The 23,308-nt window shown below is 74.6% G+C and carries 22 protein-coding genes; 8 read left to right on the forward strand and 14 right to left on the reverse strand.

Annotated features, from left to right (window positions below; all coding sequences use genetic code 11):
* Positions 1-126 precede the first annotated feature (126 nt).
* Positions 127-1,317 carry an ATP-binding protein gene (locus WIS52_RS31080; RefSeq protein WP_349302003.1) on the reverse strand — a complete coding sequence of 397 codons (1,191 nt, stop codon included), beginning with the start codon at positions 1,315-1,317 and terminating at the stop codon, positions 127-129.
* Positions 1,318-1,647: 330 nt separating this feature from the next.
* On the opposite strand from WIS52_RS31080, the gene WIS52_RS31085 reads away from it, so the two are divergent.
* Complete coding sequence (locus WIS52_RS31085) at positions 1,648-1,800, forward strand: hypothetical protein (RefSeq protein WP_349302004.1); 153 nt, start codon at positions 1,648-1,650, stop codon at positions 1,798-1,800.
* 243 nt (positions 1,801-2,043) lie between these two features.
* Here the strand turns inward: WIS52_RS31085 and WIS52_RS31090 are convergent, their stop codons facing one another.
* From WIS52_RS31090 to WIS52_RS31115, 6 genes are all read right to left on the reverse strand, one after another.
* Positions 2,044-2,646: an FxsA family protein gene (locus tag WIS52_RS31090; RefSeq protein WP_349302005.1), complete on the reverse strand. Its 603-nt coding sequence runs from the start codon at positions 2,644-2,646 to the stop codon at positions 2,044-2,046.
* 80 nt (positions 2,647-2,726) lie between these two features.
* Entirely contained in the window at positions 2,727-4,382 is a 1,656-nt protein-coding gene (locus WIS52_RS31095) for a dihydrolipoamide acetyltransferase family protein (protein WP_349302006.1), read from the reverse strand.
* 14 nt (positions 4,383-4,396) lie between these two features.
* Positions 4,397-5,374 (reverse strand): alpha-ketoacid dehydrogenase subunit beta, encoded by a 978-nt coding sequence (locus tag WIS52_RS31100; protein ID WP_349302007.1) that lies wholly within the window; start codon positions 5,372-5,374, stop codon positions 4,397-4,399.
* A complete protein-coding gene (locus tag WIS52_RS31105) occupies positions 5,371-6,564 on the reverse strand; it encodes a thiamine pyrophosphate-dependent dehydrogenase E1 component subunit alpha (RefSeq protein ID WP_349302008.1) in 1,194 nt (397 codons plus the stop codon). Before WIS52_RS31105 ends, WIS52_RS31100 begins: the two co-directional genes overlap by 4 nt.
* 144 nt (positions 6,565-6,708) lie before the next feature.
* The gene (locus WIS52_RS31110; RefSeq protein WP_349302009.1) at positions 6,709-7,143 is read right to left on the reverse strand and encodes an antitoxin; all 435 of its coding nucleotides are present in this window, start codon (positions 7,141-7,143) and stop codon (positions 6,709-6,711) included.
* Positions 7,144-7,243: 100 nt separating this feature from the next.
* On the reverse strand, positions 7,244-7,843 hold the full coding sequence (locus WIS52_RS31115; protein WP_349302010.1) for a peroxidase-related enzyme: 600 nt from the start codon (positions 7,841-7,843) through the stop codon (positions 7,244-7,246).
* A gap of 95 nt (positions 7,844-7,938) precedes the next feature.
* Between WIS52_RS31115 and WIS52_RS31120 the strand changes: the two genes are divergently transcribed.
* Positions 7,939-8,283, forward strand: a complete 345-nt coding sequence (locus WIS52_RS31120; RefSeq protein ID WP_349302011.1) for a DUF3024 domain-containing protein — start codon at positions 7,939-7,941, stop codon at positions 8,281-8,283.
* A 34-nt stretch (positions 8,284-8,317) separates the two neighbouring features.
* Here WIS52_RS31120 and WIS52_RS31125 read toward each other — a convergent pair whose 3' ends face one another.
* The 4 genes from WIS52_RS31125 to WIS52_RS31140 all read right to left on the reverse strand — a co-directional run bounded on the left by WIS52_RS31125 (position 8,318) and on the right by WIS52_RS31140 (position 15,238).
* Positions 8,318-10,393 (reverse strand): hypothetical protein, encoded by a 2,076-nt coding sequence (locus tag WIS52_RS31125; protein WP_349302012.1) that lies wholly within the window; start codon positions 10,391-10,393, stop codon positions 8,318-8,320.
* A gap of 357 nt (positions 10,394-10,750) precedes the next feature.
* Positions 10,751-12,577: a phosphoenolpyruvate carboxykinase (GTP) gene (locus WIS52_RS31130; protein WP_349302013.1), complete on the reverse strand. Its 1,827-nt coding sequence runs from the start codon at positions 12,575-12,577 to the stop codon at positions 10,751-10,753.
* Between the two features lie 386 nt (positions 12,578-12,963).
* On the reverse strand, positions 12,964-13,275 hold the full coding sequence (locus WIS52_RS31135) for a hypothetical protein (protein WP_349302014.1): 312 nt from the start codon (positions 13,273-13,275) through the stop codon (positions 12,964-12,966).
* A 325-nt stretch (positions 13,276-13,600) separates the two neighbouring features.
* Complete coding sequence (locus WIS52_RS31140; protein WP_349302015.1) at positions 13,601-15,238, reverse strand: MFS transporter; 1,638 nt, start codon at positions 15,236-15,238, stop codon at positions 13,601-13,603.
* 203 nt (positions 15,239-15,441) lie between these two features.
* On the opposite strand from WIS52_RS31140, the gene WIS52_RS31145 reads away from it, so the two are divergent.
* On the forward strand, positions 15,442-16,017 hold the full coding sequence (locus WIS52_RS31145) for a TetR/AcrR family transcriptional regulator (RefSeq protein WP_349302016.1): 576 nt from the start codon (positions 15,442-15,444) through the stop codon (positions 16,015-16,017).
* Between the two features lie 87 nt (positions 16,018-16,104).
* Complete coding sequence (locus WIS52_RS31150; RefSeq protein WP_349302017.1) at positions 16,105-16,572, forward strand: hypothetical protein; 468 nt, start codon at positions 16,105-16,107, stop codon at positions 16,570-16,572.
* 68 nt (positions 16,573-16,640) lie between these two features.
* Here WIS52_RS31150 and WIS52_RS31155 read toward each other — a convergent pair whose 3' ends face one another.
* Entirely contained in the window at positions 16,641-16,976 is a 336-nt protein-coding gene (locus WIS52_RS31155) for a DUF6802 family protein (RefSeq protein WP_349302018.1), read from the reverse strand.
* Complete coding sequence (locus WIS52_RS31160) at positions 16,966-17,703, reverse strand: hypothetical protein (RefSeq protein WP_349302019.1); 738 nt, start codon at positions 17,701-17,703, stop codon at positions 16,966-16,968. Before WIS52_RS31160 ends, WIS52_RS31155 begins: the two co-directional genes overlap by 11 nt.
* A gap of 256 nt (positions 17,704-17,959) precedes the next feature.
* Between WIS52_RS31160 and WIS52_RS31165 the strand changes: the two genes are divergently transcribed.
* The 4 genes from WIS52_RS31165 to WIS52_RS31180 all read left to right on the forward strand — a co-directional run bounded on the left by WIS52_RS31165 (position 17,960) and on the right by WIS52_RS31180 (position 22,666).
* Entirely contained in the window at positions 17,960-18,928 is a 969-nt protein-coding gene (locus WIS52_RS31165) for a glycosyltransferase family 2 protein (protein WP_349302020.1), read from the forward strand.
* 94 nt (positions 18,929-19,022) lie between these two features.
* Positions 19,023-20,027, forward strand: a complete 1,005-nt coding sequence (locus WIS52_RS31170) for a glycosyltransferase family 2 protein (protein ID WP_349302021.1) — start codon at positions 19,023-19,025, stop codon at positions 20,025-20,027.
* Complete coding sequence (trmB, locus tag WIS52_RS31175) at positions 20,020-20,763, forward strand: tRNA (guanosine(46)-N7)-methyltransferase TrmB (RefSeq protein WP_349302022.1); 744 nt, start codon at positions 20,020-20,022, stop codon at positions 20,761-20,763. Before WIS52_RS31170 ends, trmB begins: the two co-directional genes overlap by 8 nt.
* 649 nt (positions 20,764-21,412) lie before the next feature.
* Positions 21,413-22,666, forward strand: coding sequence for a nitric oxide synthase oxygenase (locus tag WIS52_RS31180; RefSeq protein ID WP_379612230.1), 1,254 nt, complete (start codon positions 21,413-21,415; stop codon positions 22,664-22,666).
* Positions 22,667-22,756: 90 nt separating this feature from the next.
* Here WIS52_RS31180 and paaI read toward each other — a convergent pair whose 3' ends face one another.
* The gene (paaI, locus tag WIS52_RS31185) at positions 22,757-23,254 is read right to left on the reverse strand and encodes a hydroxyphenylacetyl-CoA thioesterase PaaI (protein WP_349302023.1); all 498 of its coding nucleotides are present in this window, start codon (positions 23,252-23,254) and stop codon (positions 22,757-22,759) included.
* Positions 23,255-23,308: the final 54 nt, after the last annotated feature.

A 23,308-nucleotide genomic window follows, 5' to 3' on the forward strand; every position in this document is an offset into this window, starting at 1 on the left:
CAGCGCAACCGAGTCGGGGGTCCGGTGGCGCCGCGGGGCTCACCTGGGCTTTCGCCGGAGGCCCGAGATCCGTTACACGCAAGTTGATAATCACTCGTCCGGACCAACGAGTGGATCGGACGTGGATCAGGCGTGGGCCAGCAGGTAGCGCCCGAAGTGCGGGACCGTGAAGGCGATCTGACCTCGCTGGGCGGAGAAGACGAGCCCCTTCTTCATCAGGCTGTCCCGGGCCGGCGACAGCGACGACGCCCGCCGGTCGAGATGCTTGGCGACACCGGAGGTCTCCACCGCGAGATCCGCGCCGTCGGTCAGCTCGGCCATGGCACGCAGGTACTCGCGTTCGGCCGGGGTCGCGCGCTCGAGACGGGAGCCGAAGAATCCGACGGCGAGCTCGGCCTCCGCCTCCGGGGAGGCCATCTCGACGTCCTTCACCCCGATCGGGTTGCCGGGGGCGGCGTCCCACGCGGCCTTGCCGTAGGCCTGGACGAAGTACGGGTAGCCGCCGGAGCGGCGGTAGAGCTCGTCGAGGGCGTCCTGGTCGAACGTCGCGTCCTCGCGCTCGGCCGGCGCCAGCAGCGCGAAGTCGGCGTCCTTGCGGTCCAGCCGGTCGATCCTGGAGTACTTGAACAGCCGCTCGGAGTACGACTTCGACGCGGAGAGGACCGCGGGGAGGTGCGGGAGCCCGGCGCCGACGACGACCAGCGGCACCCGGGCCTGGGAGAGCTCGTGGCAGGCGGCGCAGAGCGCGGAGACGTCCTCGGGACGCAGGTCCTGCATCTCGTCGATCAGCAGCGCGATGCCGGAGCCGACGTCCTGGGCCAGCTCGGCGACCTCGGTGAACAGCTCGACGAGGTCGATCTCGATGTCGCCGGAGTCGGCCCTGCCGTTGCGCACCGGGACGTCGATCCCCGGCTGCCAGCGGTCGCGGAGCTTGGCGCCCTCCGGCGCGGAGCGCAGGGCGAACGCCTTCAGGACGCCGAGGACCTCGTCGATCCGCTCCGGGGCACGGTGGCGCACCGCGAGGTCCCGGATCGCGCGGTGCAGCGCGGCGGACAGCGGGCGGCGCAGGTCGGCCTCGGGGCGGGCCTCGATCTTCCCGGCTCCCCATCCGGCGTGCATCGCCATCGAGCGGAGCTCGCCGAGCAGCACGGTCTTGCCGACCCCGCGCAGACCGGTGAGCACCAGGCTGCGCTCCGGCCGGCCACGCGCGACGCGCTCGAGCACGACCTCGAAGGCGTCGACCTCGCGGTCCCGGCCGGCGAGCTCCGGTGGCCGCTGACCGGCTCCGGGAGCGAACGGGTTACGCACCGGGTCCATGTCGCGAACGGTATCCGCCGGTCTTGCCGAAACCGTAGACGAAGGTAGGAAGCGCCCCGGCGTGTCGGACCGATCCACCCGGGCGGCGCAGCGCGATGACGACTACGCAGAGTGGCGAGAGAGCCCGTCTGCCCCGATTCCGGGGACGCCCGGTCGGCCCGTCCGGAACGGTCGGTGCGCTGGGCGGGGGTGAATGACATGCATGTCGTCACGATCCGGTGGCCTCGCCCGTCCCGGCTTCCCCCACCCGCCACGAGCAGCGACACTGAGTGACACGGACAACCCGGACGCGCCACGAGCGACACGAAGGCCGACACGAAGGGAAGCGCCGTGACCCGACACCGAGGACGACACCGCGCCACCGCGACCCACCCCGCGACCGCGACCCACCACTCCGTTCTGCGCATGCGCCCGATCACCCACCGCCGCCGCGTCCTGGACGGGCTGCGCGCACTGCTCGCCGGGACCCGCCCCGGCTGGTGAGAGACGGCGGGGGCGCCCCCCGAACGCCCCCGCCGCACCACCGGCTCCCCGAGCCACCACGGTCCGGGCCGCCGCGCTCCGCTCGGGCCCCCGCGCTCGCGGGCCGCTCGACCGCCGAGGGGTACACCAGCGCTGTCGTGGCGCCGCAGATCCGCTCTCAGATACCCCTCGATGCCCGTGCGGTGCGGCCGGCCGAGCCGGCGTGGCCCGGGGGCGGGTACCGGTGGCCGGGAACGCGGCCGCTCAGCGGTCGCGGCGCTCCGGGTCGTCGACGACCTCGCCCTCGATCACCGGACCGGCGCCGGGACCGTCTCCGGACCCCGGCCCGGACTCCGGGGCGCCGGGACGGGCACCGCCCGAGGCTCCCGGCGCGGCGGGCCCGGTAATCGTCGGGCGCGGCCGGTCGGTGGCTCCCGGACCGCCGGCCTGCTCGCCGTCCACGACCGTCTCGCCGTCGACCACGGTCGCGCCGTAGCGGATCCGCGCGGTCCGCAGCCCCGGCGCGGCCCGCTCGGCGGCGCTCACCATCCGGCGCCGGGCCAGCGCGCGGGTCGGCGGGAACACCAGTGCGAGGCCGAGCAGGTCGGTGATCAGCCCCGGCAGGAACAGCAGCACACCGCCGAGTGCGATCAGCAGGCCGTCGGTGGCCTCCTCGTGCGCGAGCCTCCCCCGCTGCACGGCGGTGGCCAGGGCGCGGGCGGCGCGGATCCCCTCGCTGCGGGCGAGCAGCAGGCCGAGGACCGAACCGGCGAGCAGGACCACCAGCGTCCAGCCCAGCCCGATCCAGGACGCCAGCGCGACGAGCGCCAGCACCTCGAGAACGATGTACCCCAGGACGAACGGCATGCCCGGACAACGCGCGGGCACGCCGTTCTGCTCCCGATCCGCCCGAATTCCTTCCGACGACGCGGGTCCGGTCACCGGTCTCACCAGGTGAAGGCGACCCCCGGGTCCTCCAGGAGGGTGCCGACGTCGGCCAGGAACCGCGATCCCTCCGCACCGTCCACCAGCCGGTGGTCGAACGACAGCGCGAGCCGGCACACGGTGCGGACGGCCAGCTCGCCGTCCACCACCCACGGCGCCGGCTTGATGGACCCGACGGCGAGGATCCCGGCCTCGCCCGGGTTGAGGATCGGTGTTCCCGAGTCCACACCGAGGACGCCGACGTTGGTGATCGTGAACGTGCCGCCCACCAGGTCGGCCGGCGCGGTCCGCCCGGCGCGGGCGGTCTCGGTCAGCTCGGCGAGGGCCTCGGCGGTGCCCCGCAGCGTGAGCCGGTCGGCGTCCCGGATCTTCGGTACGACGAGCCCGCGCGGGGTCGCCGCGGCGATCCCCAGCTGGACACCGGCGTAGTACACGATCTCGCCGGCCCGTTCGTCCCAGCTCGCGTTGAGCGCGGGGGTGCGGGCCGCGGCCAGGCAGACCGCCTTCGCGACGAACGCCAGCGGGGTGAGCTTCACCCCGGCGAACTCGCGGGAGGCCTTCAACTTCTCGCGCAGCGCCATCATCCCGGTGACGTCGACGTCGAGGAACTCGGTGACGTGCGGGGCGGTGAAGGCGCTGGACGTCACGGCGGCGGCGGTCGCCTTCCGGACCCCGCGGATGGGCTCGCGCCGGTCGCCGGCACCGGCGGCCCGTGCGGGGGCCGGCGCCGCGACACCGGCCCGGCCCGCGGCCGCGTCGGTGGCGCCGGCGGCACCCGGGGCGCCGGCGACCGCGGCACCGGCCGCCGCACCGACGGCTGCCGGGACCCCGGCGGTGCCGTTCGCACCGGCGAGACCGGAGCCGGCGGCGGCACCGGGCACGCCCGGGGTCGGGGACGCGGCTGCGGCGCCGGGCACGGCCCCGGAGCCGGGTGCGCCCGCACCGGCGGCGGCTCCGGCCGCGGCGGACCGGACGTCGTCGCGGGTGATCCGGCCGTGCGGCCCGCTGCCCGTGACCGTGCGCAGGTCGACCCCGGACTCGCGGGCGAGCAACCGCACCGGCGGCGGGGCGAGCGGCACGAGCCCGGCGCTCGGTCCGGTCCCGGCGCCCGGCCCGGCCGCCGCCCCGGGGCCGGGGCCGGGAGCGCCGTCGCGAACGGCACCGGCGCCGGGCTCGTCGGCGACGTCGGCCCGGACCTCGGCGGCCTCACCGGGGCCGACCGCGGCGGCGGCCGCCGCACCCGCCGGAGCGGGGGTCACCGGTGCACCCGTGTCGCCCGGGGCCCGGCGGGGCCGGCGCTTCGCGGCACCCTGCCGCGGCCCGTACCCGACGAGCGTCGCGATCCGGCCGTCCTTGCCGGCCTCGCCGATCTTCGCCCCGCCCTCGTCGGACGGGTCGTCGGTCGCGCCGGCGCCGGCCGCCGCCGTCTCGATCGCGATGATCGGCGTGCCCACGGTGAGCGTCACGCCGGGCTCGGCCAGCAGCTCGTGCACCGTCCCCGCGTAGGGCGAGGGCAGCTCCACCGCCGCCTTCGCCGTCTCGATCTCGACGATCACGTCGTTCACCGCGACCGTGTCGCCCGGCTCCACCCGCCAGGAGACGATCTCGGCCTCGGTCAGTCCCTCGCCCACGTCGGGCAGGTTGAACAGCTCACGCATCGGTTCTCGTTCCCCTACCAGGCCAGCGAGCGGTCGACGGCGTCCAGCACCCGGTCCAGGTCGGGCAGGTAGTCGTCCTCCAGCCGGGACGGCGGGTACGGGGTGTCGAACCCGGTCACCCGCAGCACCGGCGCCTCCAGCGAGAAGAAGCACTCCTGCCCGATCCGGGCCGCGACCTCGGAGGTGATCGACGACTCGGACGGCGCCTCGGACACCACGACCAGCCGCCCGGTGCGCCGCACCGAGTCCGCGACCGGACCCAGGTCCAGCGGGGACAGCGTCCGCAGGTCGATCACCTCGAGGTCCTGGCCGTCCTCGGCGGCCGCGGTGGCCGCGTCCAGACAGGTCTTGACCATCGGTCCGTAGGTGGCCAGGGTCAGCGTGCTGCCCGGCCGGACCACCCGCGACGAGTGCAGCGGCGGCGCCGCGGTCACGTCGGGGTCGACCTCGCCCTTCTCCCAGTACCGCCGCTTCGGCTCGAAGAAGATCACCGGGTCGTCGCCCGCGATGGCCTGCTGGATCATCCAGTAGGCGTCCGCCGGGTTCGAGCAGGCGACCACCTTCAGGCCCGCGACGTGCGCGAACAGCGACTCCGGGGACTCCGAGTGGTGCTCGACGGCGCCGATCCCGCCACCGAACGGGATCCGGACGACGACCGGGACCGGCACCCGGCCCTGGGTCCGGTACCGCAGCTTGGCCAGCTGGGACACGATCTGGTCGTAGCCGGGGAACACGAAGCCGTCGAACTGGATCTCGCAGACCGGCCGGAAGCCGCGCACCGCGAGCCCGACCGCGGCGCCGATGATCCCGGACTCGGACAGCGGCGTGTCCAGCACGCGCTCCTCGCCGAAGTCCTTCTGCAGGCCATCGGTGATCCGGAAGACGCCGCCGAGCCGGCCGACGTCCTCACCCATGATCAGGACCTTCGGGTCGCGTTCCATCGCGGCCCGCAGGCCGTCGTTGAGCGCCTTCGCCAGGGTCGTGGTGCTCATCGCCGGCCCTCCGACGTCTCGAACGACGCGTGGTAGTCCAGGTACTCGTCGCGCTGGCCGTCGACCTGCGGCGACGACGCCGCGTAGACCTCGGAGAACATCCGCTCCGGGCCGGGCTGGGGCATCGCCCGGCAGAACGAGCGGATCCGGTCGCCGAGCTCGTTCGCCTCGGCGTCGATCGCGTCGAAGAACTCCTGCTCGACGCCGTGCCGGCGGGCCAGGTGCACCCGCACCCGCTCGATCGGGTCCTTCAGCTTCCACAGCTCGACCTCGTCGGCCAGCCGGTAGCGGGTGGCGTCGTCGGAGGTGGTGTGCGAGTCCATCCGGTAGGTGAAGGCCTCGATCAGGACCGGGCCGTTGCCGGTGCGGCACTCCTCCAGCGCCCACCGGGTGACGGCGAGGCAGGCGAGCACGTCGTTGCCGTCCACCCGGATGCCGGGGAAGCCGTAGCCGCGGGCCCGCTGGTAGAGCGGTACCCGGGTCTGCTTGCTCAGCGGCACCGAGATCGCCCACTGGTTGTTCTGGCAGAAGAAGACCAGCGGCGCGTCGTAGGCGGCGGCCCAGACGAAGCCCTCGTGCACGTCGCCCTGGCTGGTGGCGCCGTCGCCGAAGTAGCAGATCGTCGCCTCGCCGGTCTCCGGGTCACCGACCTTCGACTCGAAGCGCTGGCCCATCGCGTACCCGGCCGCGTTCAGGCACTGGTTGCCGATGACGATCGTGTACGGGTGGAACCGGCGGCCGGTGAAGTCCCAGCCGCCGTGGTCGGTGCCCCGGAAGATGCCGAGCAGCTCGGTGGGGTCGATCCCGCGGGTCCAGGCGACCCCGTGCTCGCGGTAGCTGGGGAAGCACATGTCGTCCGGGCGCAGCGCCCGGCCGGAGCCGACCTGCGCGGCCTCCTGCCCGAGCAGCGGCACCCAGATCCCCAGCTCGCCCTGCCGCTGCAGGGCGTTGCCCTCGCGGTCGGCCCGGCGGACCAGGACCAGGTCCCGGTACAGGCTCTTGATCTCGTCGAGCCCGATGTCGCCGGCGAAGCGGTCGAACCGCTCGTCGGGAACGCGCTCACCCTCCGGGGTGAGCAGCTGGACGAGTTCGGGTCCGCCCTCGTCCACCCCCTTCAGACCGGCGACGACCTGTGTGTGGGTGGGGCGGGACCTCGGATCGGTCGGCACCCACGCCTGCGGTTCCTCCACGGCGTACCTCCTCGCTGTCGCCGGGCCGGGGTGACGGCCGGGGGCGACTCTGCCTCGCGCCGTGGCCCGCGGGGTGGGCGGGCCCGGGACGCGCCTGTGCGTCACCGGCGATCCTGGCACGAACACCCGCGACGGGGACACCGATCACCCCGCCCCGTCCCGCGGAGGTCCACACACGACGACCCCGGCACCACGGGTGCCGGGGTCGTGATCGGACCGCACGGGCGCGTCAGGCGCCCTGCTGGCCACCGGGGTTCGGCGGCGGGAAGGCCGGAGGCTGCCCCGGCTGCTGCTGCCCGTTGCCCGGGGCCGGCGGGTTACCGGCGGCCGGGCGGCCGGGGCCTCCGGCGTCGTACCGGGGGCGCCGTAGCCGAGACCGGGCTGCGGGATGCCCGCGACGTCCTTGGCCTTGCGGGCCGCGCCGGCGATCTGGTTCGTGTACTTGCCCCCCGTCTGCTTGTCGACGAACTGGGCGGCGGAGTCCAGCGCGCGGCCAGCCTTGTCCGGGTTGGATCGGGCGTAGCGGCGGGCGGCCTCGGCCGCACCGGCGAGGACGGCGAGTCGGCGGAACAGCGACATGTTCGTGGACCTCCCTGAGGGTGCGGTTGGTGCACCACACGGTAGGCCAACGCCGGCCGACCGGCCCGGAGTTCCCGCCCGGCCGGGTGAGGCGGCCGGGTCAGGTGCGCGGCAGCCGTCCCATCAGGAAGAACTCCGGGTTGGGGCGCAGCGCCGTGAGGTGGGCGAGCCGGTTCGACATCGCGAACAACGCGGTGATCGCACCGACGTCCCAGATCTCCTCGTCGGACAGCCCCGCGGCGCGGGCGGCGTCCAGGTCGGCCCCGGTGAGCTCCTCGGAGGCCCGCGCGACGACCAGCGCCAGGTCGACGATCGCGCGTTCCCGCTCGGAGAGCTCCACCGCGTACGGGTTGCTGGCGACCCGGTCGGCGATCTCCGGGTCCTTGTAGCGGATCCGCAGGATCGCCCCGTGCGCGACGACGCAGTAGGTGCAGTGGTTGGCCCCCGAGGTGGCGACGACGACCAGCTCCCGCTCCGCCCTGCTCAGTCCGGCCGTGTCGGACCCGGGGTCCATCAGCGCGTCGTGGTAGTCCAGGAACGCCCGGAGCTCGGCCGGCCGGCGGCCCAGCGCGCGGAACACGTTCGGGACGAACCCCGACCTCTCCGCGATCGCGCCGATCCGTTCGGCCAGGTCCGGCGGCAGATCCTCGAGCTCGGCGTGGCCGAACCTGCTCACCTCGTGCTGCGACTCCGCGGGCATGGTCGCCGAGGCTACCCAGCCCGTCGCCGAAGAGCAGCCGATTCCGACCCCGAGGGGCTTTCCGGACGGAGCCGGGTGGGGGACCATGAGCCCGCATGGGGGTCCCGGAGCAGGCGCGAGCGCAGCTCGCCGGCTGGTGTCACCGGCTGCTGCCGGAACAGGAGCGGGAGCACCGCCGGATCGGCTACACGACGGTCGGGAGCACCGTCACCATCCTCGACCGCCGGCCCCCGGCGTTCCCCGAGCTCGGCGCCGCCTGGTCGTCGACCTCGCTGGCCCGGCTCCGGGCCGACGATCCGGAGCCCGGGCTCTGGACGCTCTACCTGCCGTCCGACCCGGCCTCCGGACGGCGCTGGCGCCGCGTCGACCCACCGGGCGACGACCCGTTCGCGCTGCTGGAGCGGGTCGCGGACGAGATCCGGGCGGTCGGCTCCGGCTGACGCACCCGCTCCGGCCGACGCACCGGCGCCGGCGTTACCGGTCGGCCTCGCGGGACACCGGGACCACCGGACGGTGCGCGGGGGCCATCGCGGACGGCGCCGACGGCCGGCGCTCCTCGTCGCCCGCACCGGGCGACGCCTCCGCCGACTCGGGCGGTCCGCTCCGCGGTGCCGGGACCACCGGCTGCTCGACCGGACCCGGCTGTTCGGGGACCGACGACACCGCGGGCTCCGCGGCCCCGCCGGCCGTCCCCGCGGTGCCGCGCAGGAAGCGCGCCGAGGCCTGGTTCAGCACCTCGACCAGCGTCGTGCCGGAGGACGCCGCGCGCGGCTCGTCCCCGACCACGGCCAGCACCCGGGGGGCGGCCGCGGTCAGCAGCAGGCCGTCGGCCTGCATCGCACCGGCGCCGAGCACCACCACCAGGTCCGCCGAGTCGGCCTGCGGCAGGGCCGACAGCAGCGCGTCGGACCCGACGACGTGCAGCAGCCCCGACCCGGGCACCTCGCTCGCGGCGTCGGCCGCCCAGGTCCGGGCCAGCTCCGGGTGCGTCCCGGCGAGCTCGCCGAGCAGCCGGTCCAGCTCGGCGCGGTCGGTCACCTCGCGGTGCGCGCGGACCAGGTCGTCGAGCGCGCTCGCGTAGGCCTCCGGGTCCCGTGCCCGCAGCGCGGCCACCGCGGCCTCGTGCTCGGGGGACCGGACCTCCTCCGGAACGGCACCCTCCACCGCGGCGGCGAGTCGCTCGATCTCGTCGGCGGCCTCGATCGGGTCGCCGTGGTCGTCGTAGTCGGTGATCGCGCGGGCGATCCGCTCGGCCGCGGCGAGGTCGGGGACCGACAGCGGCGAGTCCTGCTGCAGGAACAGCACGTCGTGCCGCAGCGCGCCGACCGAGCGGGCGGCCGCGGCGACCCGGTCCAGGATCTCGATCAGTGCCGGGAGGTCGTGCGGCGAGCGCGGGACCGGCAGGTCGAGCACCGCGCACAGCCGGGCGATCTCGTCGTCCCGGCGGGCCAGGTACAGGTGCTCGACGACCGCCCGTACGTGCTCGTGGCTCTGCGGGACACCCCCGTCGACCCGGAAGCAGCGCAGCAGCGGCTCGGCGTCCCGCTGCGCCTGCGGGCGGAAGTACGCGCGGGCCCGGCCGCCGCCCTCGAGGTGGTCGAGGTACCGGCGGATCGTGTCGTCGGCACCCGGCGGGAGCGGCTCGACCTCCTGGACGCCCGCGCCGGTCAGCTGGTCGCGGTCGTCGCGCTGGCGGGCGGCCAGGTTCTGCAGCGACTCGAACTCGGCGCGCAGGCCGTGGTGCACCAGGCGGCCGGTGACCTCGCGGGCCCGACCGGCGTCGGCGGAACCGTCCCCGGAGAGCTTTCCGAGCGACCCGAGCACGCACCGCGAGACCTGGGTGACCGCCGCGCGCCGGTCGGCGTCGAGGCCGCGCAGCAGGCCGGGCACGATCCGGGCCTCCCCGGAGTCGGCCCCGGCCACGATCCGCGCCGCGCGCTCGCAGCACCCGGTGACCTCGGCGGTCGTCGGCAGCGCGGACGTCGACGGCAGCTCCTGGCCGGCGCGGGCGTCGCGGTCGGCTCCCGCGGTGGCCAGCAGCCGCCGGAGCCGGCGCAGGTCGGTCGAGCGGAGCCCGGGCAGCCGGTCCACCACCCGTCCGGCGACGGCGGCGGGGACGGCTCCGCGCACGTCGTCCAGCCGCCGGGCGTCGGACCCGGTCAGCAGGACGCGCATGCCGTACCCGGTCAGCTCACCGAGCGCGTGGGCGAGCTCCTCGGCGCCGGTGTCGGACAGCACGACGAACGGCCGGTCGGCGACGACGGACACGAAGGTCTCCGACTCGTCGTCCCGGCGAGGGGGTGGTGGCGCCGGGGACTCCAGCGCCGTCGACAGGGTGCGCAACCCGGCCGGGATCCGGCCGTCGCGCACGTCGCCGGCGATCCGCGACGTCGCCGACCGCACGGCCGGCCGGGAGTCGCCGCTGCCCGCCAGCCGTTCGACGAACGCGACGAGCGCCTCAGGGTCCGTGCCCTCGGACACCCGGACATCGAGCATCTCGTCCCCCACCTCCGCCGCACCGTCGGCGCCGCCCGTCGCGGCGGCGCTCACGATGTGTATCGCCGTGGTGCGCACGGTGTTCCGTACGCTCCGTCGGATCCGGCCGTTCCACCGCCGCCGTCGTCACCGACCGCGACCGTCGAGCGTCCGTCCGGGGCACGCCCCGGCGGCGGCCCACCACGGGAGTGGGACGCCGATCCCGCCCGGAGGCTACCTGTCACAGGCGTCACGCTGGTCCCTCTGACGGTGAGGGATTCGTGACGCCACACCGCTGCGACCGGCGGTCACCCTCCGGTGCCGCGTGCGACCCCCGGACTGGTCCATCAGGGTGGATTTCGGCCACTCTCCACAGACGACACACGACGGAGCCCCCGCCCGGGTGGGCGGGGGCTCCGTGGGCGGGTGTGATCAGGCGCCGAGACGCTGCTTCAGGGCCTCGAACTCGTCGCGGATCGAGGTCGGCAGGTTGTCGTCACCGATCGTGGCGAACCACTCCTCGATCAGCGGGATCTCGGCCTTCCACTCCTCGACGTCGACGGCCAGCGAGGCCTCGACGTCGGCGAGCTCGGCGTCGACCCCGTCCAGATCGATCTGCTCGGCGGTGGGCACGAAGCCGATCGGGGTGTCCACCGCGGCCGCGGTGCCCTCCATCCGCTCGATGCACCACTTGAGGACCCGGCTGTTCTCGCCGAAGCCCGGCCACAGGAACCGGCCGTCGTCGCCGCGGCGGAACCAGTTGACGTAGAAGATCTTCGGGAGCTTGTCGGCGTCCGCGCCCTTGCCGACGTTCACCCAGTGCGCGAAGTAGTCGCCGACGTTGTAGCCGAGGAAGGGCAGCATCGCCATCGGGTCCCGGCGCACCTGGCCGAGCCCGCCGGCCGCGGCCGCGGTCTTCTCCGACGACATGGTGGCGCCCATGAAGGTGCCGTGCTGCCAGCTACGGGCCTCGGTGACCAGCGGGATCGTCGTCTTGCGACGGCCGCCGAACAGGATCGCCGAGATCGGCACGCCCTTCGGGTCCTGCCACTCCGGCGCGACGACCGGGCACTGGTCGATCGGCACGGTGTAGCGCGAGTTCGGGTGCGCGGCGTCGGTGCCCGCCCCGGGCGTCCAGTCGTTGCCCTTCCAGTCGGTCAGGTGGGCCGGGTCGCCCTCCAGGCCCTCCCACCAGATGTCGCCGTCGTCGGTGAGGGCGACGTTGGTGAACAGCGCGTTGCCCTTCTCGATCGTGCGCATCGCGTTCGGGTTGGTCTTCCAGTTGGTGCCCGGCGCGACACCGAAGAAGCCGAACTCCGGGTTGATCGCGTACAGCCGGCCGTCCTCGCCGAACCGCATCCAGGCGATGTCGTCGCCGACGGTCTCGGCCCGCCAGCCCGGCACGGTCGGCTGCAGCATCGCGAGGTTGGTCTTGCCGCAGGCGCTCGGGAACGCCGCCGCGACGTAGTACGCCTTGTCCTCGGGCGAGATCAGCTTGAGGATCAGCATGTGCTCGGCGAGCCAGCCCTCGTCGTGCGCGATGGCCGAGGCGATCCGCAGCGCGTAGCACTTCTTGCCGAGCAGGGCGTTGCCGCCGTAGCCGGAGCCGTAGCTCCAGATCTCCCGGGTCTCCGGGAAGTGGCTGATGTACTTGGTCTCGTTGCACGGCCACGGCACGTCGGCCTGGCCCTCGGCGAGCGGGGCGCCGATCGAGTGCAGCGCCTTGACCCAGCGGTCGTCGGCGGCGTCGAGCAGCGGGAGGATGTGCGACCCCATCCGCGTCATGATCTTCATCGAGATCACGACGTACTCCGAGTCGGTGATCTCGACGCCGAGCATCGGGTCGTCCGAGTCCGTCGGCCCCATGCAGAACGGGACGACGTACATGGTCCGGCCGGACATCGAGCCGCGGTACAGCTCGGTCATGGTCGACTTCATCTCGGCCGGGGCCATCCAGTTGTTGGTCGGCCCGGCGCCGCGCTCGGTCTCGGTGCAGATGTAGGTGCGCTCCTCGACCCGGGCGACGTCGTCGGGGTCGGAGGCCGCGTAGAACGAGTTGGGCTTCTTCTCCGGGTTCAGCCGGGTCAGGGTGCCCGCCTCGACCAGCTGGTCGGTCAGCCGGGTCCACTCCTCCTCCGACCCGTCGCACCACACGACGCGGTCCGGGGTGGCCAGCTCGGCGATCTCCTGGACCCAGGCCGCGATGCCCTGGTTGGTCGTCGGTGCCTTGTCGATTCCCGGAACGGTCGCTGCAGTCATGTCGTCCTGTTCTCCTCGCCGGCCCCGGCCCCGCCGCCCGGGGAAGTACTGCGTGCCCGTACCGGATCGGCACGGGCTGCTGCGGGAAAAGGTGAGAGCCGAGGCTACCTGCGAAAAGCGAGCCCACACACGGGCGGACTTGAGAGGTCAGGCACAACACCGATCAGGTAAATCGATCCAGAACACATTCGGGCGCCCCGATGTCCTCGCTGGTGACGGGCATGTCACATGGACGCAACCGGGCCCGTGTGACGTATTCGGAGGATGCCCGCGGCCGTTTTGTATTACATGCACACGAGACCCTCGCGGAAATTCATTTCCGACGGCCGAATGGTCCGTTTCAATGCATTATCGGGACCGAGTTCCGTCCTTCGGGAACCGAAGGGTCAGCGAGCCCCGGCCAGCGACGCCGCGGCACGGGCCAGCTCCGGCACCATCACCGGCAGCCGGTGCGCGGTCACGTTCCAGTAGCGCGCGGCCGGGTCGGCGGCCCGCCAGGCGTCCGCGAACCGGACGACCGCGTCCGAGTCGACCCGGCGGCGCGGCCGGGGCCGCATCCCGCAGCGCTCGCGGACGCCGGCGTCGAGCGCCCGCCAGGCGTCGTCCGCGGTGGTGTGCACGGACACCTGGGGCGCGGCATCGTCGTGGCCGTCCTCGCCGAGGACCAGGGTGTAGGCGCTGACCACCTCGTACGGCACGGATCGCCTCCACGACAGTCGGATCGGGCGGCGGCCGCACGCCGGTCGCCGGGGTCGTCGTAGTGAACCAGCCGGGGGAGGCCGTCTCGGCCGATCGGGGCCCGGACGGGTCGGCGCGTCGCCGGAACCACCCGTTCGGAAGGGCAGGCGGTCGCCCATCACCGTCACGGGTGGTCGCCCACCGCTCACTGCGTGCGACCAACGGTGCGGTCTGCGCGCCGCCGCGTCGGGCCGGAACCGCCATGATCACGAACTGTGGAACCCGGGTGCCGGTCGAGTGGCACCCGGGCTCCACAGAAGAGGATCTTCGGCCCGCGCGGGCCGGTCAGCGACGGCTGCCGGCCGGGATCCGGGCCGCGCCGTCCGCGCCGGCGGTGCCGGCCGCCGGGGCGGCGGCGGCGACCGCGTCCGGCGAGATCGCCCGGTGGGCCCGGCGCAGGCCGAGCCCGGCGGTCACCAGCACCACGGCGACGACGGCCGCGGCCGCACCCGCCGCGACGTCCACCCCGGTCACGAACGCCGCTCGGCCGGAGTCGAGCATCTCCGCCGCCGCGCCCGCGGGCAGCGAGCCCGCCGCGGCGACCGCGCCACCGAGGGTCTCCCCGGCCGAGGCCGGCGCACCGTCCGGCAGGACGACCCCCGCCCGGTAGACCGCGGAGAGCACGCCGCCGACCAGCGCCGTTCCGAGCACCGCGCCCACCTCGTAGGCGGTCTCGGACACCGCCGAGGCGGCGCCGGCCTTCTGCGGGGGCGCCGCGGCGAGGATCGCGTCGTTGGTGACCGTCTCGGACAGCCCGATCCCGGCTCCGATGAGGACGGCGGCGGTCATCAGCAGCACCACCGCCGAGTCGCCGTGCAGGAACAACGCCGTCACGAAGCCGGCGAGCACCAGCGCCAGCCCGACGGTCACCAGCTGGTGCAGCGGGAACCGGCGGGCGAGCCGGGCCGCCGCCAGCCCGGCGACGATCGTCACCAGGAAGCCGGGCAGCAGGAACAGCCCGGCCTCCAGCGGTGAGGCGCCGACGACGAGCTGCAGGTACTGGGCGGCGAAGAACAGCAACCCGGTGAGACCGAACATCGTGGCCGCGTTGGCCAGCGCGCTGTAGCGCAGCACCGGCCGGGAGAACAGCTCGAGATCGATCAGCGGGTCCCGGCCGGCCCGGACGCGGCGCCGGTAGTGCGCGACGAACGCGACACCGGCACCGACCCCCACCACGACCGACACCGCCGCGGCGGGGGTGAGCCCGTCGGCCCCGACCAGCTTGACGGCGAGCACCAGCGGACCCATCGCCAGCAGGGACAGGACGACGCCGACCAGGTCGAGCGCACCGGGGGCCTCGGCCCGCGACTCGGGAAGCACGACGGGCGCCACGAACAGCAGCACCACCATCGGCGGCGCGCTCATGATGAAGATCGAGCCCCACCAGAAGTGCTCCAGCAGCAACCCGCCGACGATCGGCCCCATCGCCGCGCCGGCGGCGAAGCCGGTCGCCCAGACCGCGAGCGCCAGCCGGCGCCAGGTCCGGTCGACGAACACCGTGCGCAGCAGGGCGAGCGTCGAGGGCATCAGCATCGCGCCGAACACGCCGAGCAGTGCCCGGGCGGCGACGAGCTGGCCGGCCGAGGTCGCGAACGCCGCGGCCAGCGAGACCGCCCCGAAGCCGGCGACACCGATCATGAGCAGCCGCCTGCGGCCGATCCGGTCGCCGAGGGTGCCCATGGTGACGAGCAGGCCGGCCAGGACCAGCGGGTAGATGTCGACGACCCACAGCAGGGTCGACGCGTCCGGGCGCAGCGCCGCGCTGAGCTCGGGCAGCGCGACGCCGAGGACCGTGTTGTCGATCGACACCAGCAGCGTCGGGATCGTCAGCGCCGCCAGCGCCAGCCAGGCTCGCAGGCCGGGTCGGGCCGCGCCCGGGGCGGTGATCCGGTTCGGCTGGGCGGGGGCGTGCCGGGACGTCACTGCGACTCCTTCCGGGCGGCGCAGCGCGCCGCAGGCTATACCGTCTGGACGGTAATGTTTATACCGTCCAGACGGTACAGTCGCCAGGTCGTGGCGCTGTGTTCCGGCGCACCACGGCCGGCGCCCGGCCCGGACCCCGGGTGCCCGCCCCCGGCGACGCGTTCCATCCCGGACATTCCCCGGCGTGCCACTAGGCTGCGCGGATGGCCGGGCGGGGACAGCGCAACGAGAACGCCCCGGGGTCCGCGCGGGACCGGGTGCTCGACGCCTACGAGACGCTGCTGATCGAGCAGGGCCCCGGCGGGGCGACCCTGGACGCGGTGGCGGCGAGCGCCGAGGTCTCCAAGGGCGGGCTGCTCTACCACTTCAACTCGAAGGAGTCGCTGGTCGCCGGGCTGCTCGAGCGGCTGCGCGACCGCAGCGCCCGCGATGCGGCACTGATGCGTGCCGACCCGGCCGGTGCCGTGGCCTACTACCTGCGGACCTCGGTGCCCGGCGGCGGGTCGCCGGTGGGGCTGACCCGCACCTACCTCGCGACGCTCCGGATCGCCGACGGCAGCGGCCCCGGCGAGGCCGCCCGGGAGACCCTGGCGACGGTGGACGCCGACGGCCTGGCGGCGCTGCGCGAGGAGATCACCGACCCGGTGCTCGCCTGGCTGGTGCAGCTGGTCGGCGACGGCCTCTACCTGCGCACCCTGACGGGCGCCCCGCTCACCGGCGGGGTGTCACCGGACGAGCTGCACGACGCGCTGCGGACGATCCTCGCCGACCGGTCCTGACCGTTTCGTGACCTCGCGCGCGGAGCGCGTCGATCGTGTCGATCGGGGTAGGCTCGTCCCCTGCTCACGCTCGGGGAGGGGCCCACTGTGGAGGGAACCGGCAGCTACATCGTGCTGGTGCTGATCGGCGTGCTGATCACGGTCGCCGTCGGGCAGATCCTGCTGCGCTCGGGACAGCCGTTCCTCGAGGACGTCTTCCAGAAGAAGGAGACCGCGGACTCGCTCAACCGGCTGCTGGTGGTGCTGTTCCACCTGCTGACGCTCGGCGTGCTCGGGATGATCTCCGTCGTCCCGCTCGGTGACGACTGGTCGACCGCGCAGACGATGGTGTTCCGGATCGGCGTGGTGCTGCTGATCGTCGGCCTCGCCTACGGCATCTCGATGCTGGTGCTGCTGCGCATCCGCGAGCGCCGCCGGCAGGCCGCGGTGTCCGCCGCGATCGACGAGAAGCTCGCGGAGCAGCGCCAGAACAGCCGGGGCGGTCGCACCCGGCGGGCCGACGCCACCGGGCCGGGCGAGGCGCGCTCGGCCCCCGGCGACGAACCGGGCGACTGACCTTACGCACACCACACCCACCCCGCCGTGGAGCCGTCACCGGCCGGGCGGTGCGGTGCGGTGCGGTGTCACCAGCCGGCGCGGTCGGTGAGGACGCCGAGCGGACCGTCGCCGGACGTCGACGACGCCGTGTCGGCGAGCCCGTCGCCGTCCAGGTCGGTCCAGAGCACCGGGCCGTCGAGCCCGTCGATCACCAGGGTGTCGGGGACGCCGTCGCCGTCCGCGTCGCGGGCGGCGGGCCCGGTCACCGGGACGGCCGCACCCGGCAGCGGGTGCGGCGCACGCGGGACCGGGACCGACGCCCACCAGGGGGCCGCGGTCCAGCCGGCCGTGGCGGCGCCCGCCACGACGCCGGCCGTGCCCCACGGGAAGCGCGACCGGTCGTCGTCCGGATCAGGCCGCACGACCGGCTCCCGCCCGGCGCGGACCGGCCCCGGCCGGCGCCGGCACCCGCACCGCCCGCTCCACCGCCAGGGTCCGGCGCAGCAGCTCGCGGTCCGCGGCGGCGAGCACCGCCGCGCGCACCCGCCGGGCGAGCTCGTCCGCCCGGGCGGCCCGGACCGTGCGGACCCGGGCCAGCGTCACCGCACCGATCACCAGCACCAGCCCGGCCAGCGCCAGCGCCAGACCGGGCCCGGCGGTGGCGACGACCTGACGGAGACCGAGGACCCCGGAGACCAGCGAACCCGACCCCAGCCAGACCGGGAGCAACGTCCCGGTGAGCGTCGCACCGGTCACCCTCGGTGCACGACGACCGGGCGGAATCCTCCGGACCGACGACCGGGGGAGCGCTCCGGCCGCGGCCGAGGCGAGAAGCGGCGCGCCGGATCGTGACGGAGGGTGAATGACATATGCCATACCTGCGCCCGTTCGGCCCAACGAGACGGTGGCGTACGCGCGACGCAGGGCCGGGCCGCAACGGCGCGCCCAGTCGTCGTCGAGGGCCGTGCCGGCGGGTTCCAGCGCCGTCGCCCACCACGCCGGGTCGGCCGACCGGCCGGGACGCCGCACCGCCCGCCTCGCCACGGCGTCGACCTGCGACGACAGCGCCTCGGCGCAGTCCATCCGGGCCATCGCGAGTGCCGGACGCAATTCGCCGAGAGGGTCGACCCGGGCACGGAACAGCGGCATGGGCGGAAGTGTCGCCGGCACCCCGGATGATCGGCTCCGTAGGACTGCGGAACGATCACGAGGGGCGGTCGCGACGGCGCTACCGTTCCATGAACCACATCCCGGATCCGGACGAATCAACCGACCGGGGCAACCCCCCGGACGTCCGATGCGTCTGAACGGTCGGGTGACCCCGACCGCCCGAACCGGCACGAAGACCGCAACCGGACCGTGACGTCGTCGTTGGACGTACCGAGCGGACCTGTATGGAGGAAGTGTGAGCGCCGTTACTCCCGCCCGCCCGGCCGTCGACCCCGAGATGGCCGCGCCCGCGCGCCCGGGGCACCAGACCGGCTCCGGGACGGGACAGACGCCCTTCCCGGCGAGTGCCCCCGCCCGTGGTGCGGCTGCCCGCGCCGTGGAGCAGCCGATCGACGGCCCGGAGGGCTTCCGCCGCCCCCGGCCCCGCCCCGCGCCGCGCCGCAGCCCGAACCCGGCCGTGTCGGTGATCGTCCCGACCCGGAACGAGGCGCGGAACCTGGAGATCGTGCTGCCGGCCATCGCCGCGGTGCGGCCGGCCGTGCACGAGGTGATCGTGGTCGACGGCAACTCGACCGACAACACCGTCGCCGTCGCCCGTCGCACGCTGCCCTGGGCCCGCGTGATCACCCAGACCCGCAAGGGCAAGGGCAACGCGATGGCGTGCGGGTTCTCCGCCGCGACCGGTGACGTCCTGGTCATGTTCGACGCCGACGGCTCGGCCGACCCGAACGAGATCCCGGCGTTCGTCAAGGCGCTGGTCGACGGCGCCGACTTCGCCAAGGGCAGCCGGTTCTGCAAGGGCGGCGGCTCGGACGACATCACGCTGCTGCGCAAGTCCGGCAACGCCGGCCTGAACACGGTCGCGAACCGGCTGTTCGGCACGAAGTACTCGGACCTCTGCTACGGCTACAACGCGTTCTGGGCCGACCTGCTCCCGCAGCTCGAGCTCCCGGACCCGGCCGCCCCGAAGCCGGAGGACGGCTCGATGATCTGGGGCGACGGTTTCGAGATCGAGACCGTGCTCAACTGCCGGGTGGCCGCGGCCGACCTGACGATCACCGAGGTGCCGTCGGTCGAGCGTGAGCGCATGTTCGGCGAGACGAACCTGCGGACCTTCGCGGACGGCACCCGGGTGCTGCGTACGCTGATGGCCGAGCACCGTCGCATGGAGCAGCGCCGCAAGGCCTCGGGGTACTCCCGCTAGATCGGCCCCGCCTCGATCGGCCCTCGATCGGCCCTGCCCGAGAACCCGGCCCCTGCCGACCCCGGCGGGGCCGACCTTGAGGAGCGAGTACGCCGTGAACGCCCTGCCGACCGCCACCGTGGTCGTGTGCGTCTACACCGAGAAGCGCTGGTTCGACATCAAGGCCGCCGTCGAATCCGTCGAGGCCCAGGACGTCACGCCGGTGGAGACGATCGTCGTCGTCGACCACAACGAACGGCTGCGCGAACGCGCCGAACACGAGTTCGGCCCGCGCGGCGTCGTCGTGGTGGCCAACGAGCGCGCCCAGGGCCTGTCCGGGGCCCGGAACACCGCCGTCGAGCTGGCCTCGGGCGAGGTCATCGTGTTCCTCGACGACGACGCGGCCGCCCGGCCCGGCTGGCTGGCCGCACTGCTCGCGCCGTACACCGACCCGGACGTGATCGGCGTCGGCGGGATCGCGCACCCGAAGTGGCCGGACGGCCGCCCGCGCACCCTGCCGGGCTCCGCGCCGACCGATCCGGACGCCACCGGCGAGCTCGACTGGGTCGTCGGCTGCACCTACACCGGCCAGCCCACCGAGCGCTCCGAGATGCGCAACCTGATGGGCTGCAACATGTCGCTGCGCGCCGAGGTGTTCAAGCGGGTCGGCGGGTTCGCCGAGGACATGGGCCGGATCGGGAAGAACCCGCTGGGCTGCGAGGAGACCGAGCTCTGTATCCGCGCCCGGCAGGCCTACACCGCCGACGGCCGGACGCCGCGGATCCTGTTCGAGCCGCGGGCCGCGGTCGACCACCGGGTGTCCGACGACCGCGTGTCCTGGCGCTACCTGCTGCGCCGCGGCTGGGCCGAGGGGATCTCCAAGGCCGCGGTCTCCAGGGTCGTCGGGACCGGGGACTCGCTGTCCACCGAGAGCAGCTACACGATGAAGGTGCTGCCCAAGGGCGTGATCCGCGAGGCGAAGGACCGCAACCCGGCCTCGGCCGCGGCGATCGTGGCGTGCTTCGGCGTCACCGCCGCCGGGTACGTCCGGGGCCGGCTGCCCGGTGCGACGGCGCACGTGCGGCTGCCCGCCGCCGGCGAGAACCCACCCGGTGCCTGAGCCGGCGACCGACTCCCGCCGGGCCCCCGGCACCCGGATCCGTTCGTACGTCCACCAGCGCGTCCGGCTCTCCGAGGGCCAGGAGGCCGCGTGGGAGCGGCTGTGGCCGCGGCTCGGCGGTGAGGTCTCCGACGTGCTGCCCGGTGCGTGCGAGTCGTCCTGGGACCCGCACGTCGCATTCGGACGGTCGGCGCCGCTGGTCCTGGAGATCGGCCCCGGGATGGGGGAGACGACCGCGGCCCTGGCGGTCGCGGAGCCGGGGATCGACCACCTGGCCGTCGAGGTGTTCGAGCCGGGCCTGGCCCAGCTGCTCATGCGCGTCGAACAGGCCGGTCTGACCAACCAGCGGGTGCTGCGCGGTGACGCCGTCGAACTGCTGGACCGGGCGATCGCCCCGCGGTCGCTGGACGGCCTGCGGATCTTCTTCCCGGACCCGTGGCCCAAGCGGCGGCACCACAAGCGACGGTTGATACAGCCGGACTTCGTCCGGCTGGCCGTGTCCCGGCTCGTCCACGGTGGACGGCTGCATCTGGCCACCGACTGGCCGCACTACGCCGAGCAGATGCGGCGGGTGGTCACGGCGGAGCCGGCCCTGCGACCGGATGACGCCTTCCCCGTTGGGCCGGACGGTTGGCAGGCCCGTCCGTCCTGGCGGCCCGTGACCAAGTTCGAGGACCGCGCGCACGCCGAGGGCCGCCCGGTGCGTGATCTGGTGTACACCGCAGTTCACGGATGAGCTACCGATGACACACTCAGAGTCACCGACTACCGTCGGAGTGTCCCCCGACACGCATCCCCGCCCGAGTGACCCCCGAAGGACGCCCGTGACGACGGTGGAGCACGCCGCGAGCAGCCCGCAGCCCGCGAACCCGACCAGGCCGGTCCGCCGTCCGCCCGGGTTCCGGCCGAGCCCGACGCCGCGTCCGGTGCCGTCCGAACCGGCCCGGCCCGCGGACCGGTCCGACCCGGCGCGGCCGGGGACGTCCGACCCCGCCCGGCCCGGCGAGGCCGAGACCCGGGCGGTGACCGTCGTGCCGCTGGTGGGGGCGGTGGAGGGTACCGAGAGCAGCGGACGCGGAACGAGCATCGGCGCCGAGAGCAGCGGACGCGGAACGAGCATCGGTCCCACGCCGCCGCCCGCGCAGCCGAACGGTGGCGGGAGTGCCGACGCGGGTGCGGAAGCCACCACCGTGGTCGGTCGCGGCGACGCCGCCCCGGTGCCGGAGGCCCCGACCCTCAGCACGCCCCTGCGGGGATCGTCGGAGCAGAACAGGCCGACCCTCGCGACCCCGGCGCCGGAGGGCGCGACCGTCGCGACACCGCTGCCCGAGCGGGCCACGGTCGCGACGCCGCTGGACGGCCCCGCGCCCCGCGCCCGGCTGACCGTGATCCCCGCGCACCCGGCCCGGACCGGGACCGAGGGCCCCGCGGCCGCGACGGCCGTCGTCCCGGCCAACAGCACGCCGCGCCCGGCCGGTGGCTGCCCCGTCACCGGGCACCCCGGTGGGGGGCATCCCACCCCGGCCGCCGTCCCGGACGAGCGCAACCCGGCCCCGGCCGACCCGGACGCCGCCGAGGACTTCCTGCGCCAGGTGTACGCCGAGACCGAGCCGCCGGCGCCGTTCGCCGACCGGCTGCGCCAGGTCCGGGCCGAGATCGACCGGCACGGCACCTACACCCACACCGCCCACGAGCTCGTCTTCGGCACCCGGATCGCCTGGCGGAACTCCGCCCGTTGCATCGGCCGGCTCTACTGGCAGTCGCTGCAGGTCCGCGACCTGCGGCACCTGCAGGACCCGGCCGACGTCGCCCAGGAGAGCGTCGGGCACCTGCGGGCGGCCACCCGCGGCGGGAAGATCCGGTCGACGATCACGGTGTTCGCGCCGGACCGCCCCGGCCGGCCGGGCCCGCGGATCCGCAACGACCAGCTGGTCCGCTACGCCGGTCACCGCAACCCGGACGGCAGCGTGGTCGGCGACCCGTCGCAGACCGAGTTCACCGACCGCGTGGTGGCCATGGGCTGGCCGCGGCCGCACCCGCGGGGCCGGTTCGACGTGCTGCCGCTGCTGATCACCGGTTCGGACGGCCGGTCCCGGCTGTTCGACGTGCCGCCGGACGCGGTGCACGAGGTCCCGCTGCGCCACCCCGAGCACCCGTGGTTCGCCCGGCTCGGGCTGCGCTGGCACTCGGTCCCGGCGATCAGCAACATGCCGCTGGACATCGGCGGCATCGTCTACCCGGCCGCCCCGTTCAACGGCTGGTACCTCGACACCGAGGTCGGTGCCCGCAACCTCGCCGACCCGGACCGCTACGACCTGCTGCCGGAGATCGCGGCGCGGCTGGGCCTGGACACCCGCTCGGTCCGCACGATGTGGCGGGACCGGGCGATGGTGGAGCTGGTGCGGGCGGTCACCTACTCGTTCGACGCCGACGGCGTCACGATGGCCGACCACCACACCGAGTCCGAGCGGTTCCTGCGGCACGTGGCCCGCGAGGAGGCCGCCGGGCGCAGCTGCCCGGCGGACTGGAGCTGGATCGTGCCGCCGATGTCGGGCTCGCAGACCCCGGTGTTCCACCGCTACTACGACACCCCGGACGCCGACCTGCGCCCGGCATTCCTGGACCCGCACCGCATCTGACTCTCTCCGGACCTCGCATCCCGGCGCCGTTCGCGCACCGGCTGCAGGTGGTGCGCGGTCGGTCCCCGGGGTGCGGGACCGCAACCGGCCTCAGGCCGGCGGCGGGGCCAGGCCCGGCACCTGGCGGGTGCGGCCGCGGAACTCGGCGACGACCTCGCCGGCCGAGCCGTCGGGGCCGTCGGGGCCGTCGGGGCCGTTCGCGATCCGGACGGTGACGTCGTAGAGCCCGGACCGACCGGCCAGTGCCCGCTCGACCGCCTCGGCGACGAGCACGTCCCCGGTGCGGGCCGGGCGCAGGAAGGTGATGTCGGCGCCGGAGGCCACGGCCGAGACCCCGTGCGCGTTGCTGGCGTAGGCCATCGCCGCGTCGGCCAGCAGGAACAGGTACCCGCCGTGACAGATCCCGTGTCCGTTGGCGTGGTCGTCGCCGACCGTCATGGTGGCGGTCGCGCGGCCGGGCGCCACCCCGCTCAGGTCGACGCCCGCGGCCCGGGCCGCCCGGTCGGCCGCGCGCATCGCGGCGGCCGCCTCCTCCGCGACCCGCTGCGGTCCGGTCACCGTCTCGCTCGTCCGCGCCGACTCACTCATGCGCACAGTCTCACCCGGGATCGCCCGATCCGTCCTGGTCCGGCCCACCGGCGT

It is taken from the genome of Pseudonocardia nematodicida (assembly GCF_040105385.1).
Lineage (GTDB): Bacteria > Actinomycetota > Actinomycetes > Mycobacteriales > Pseudonocardiaceae > Pseudonocardia > Pseudonocardia nematodicida.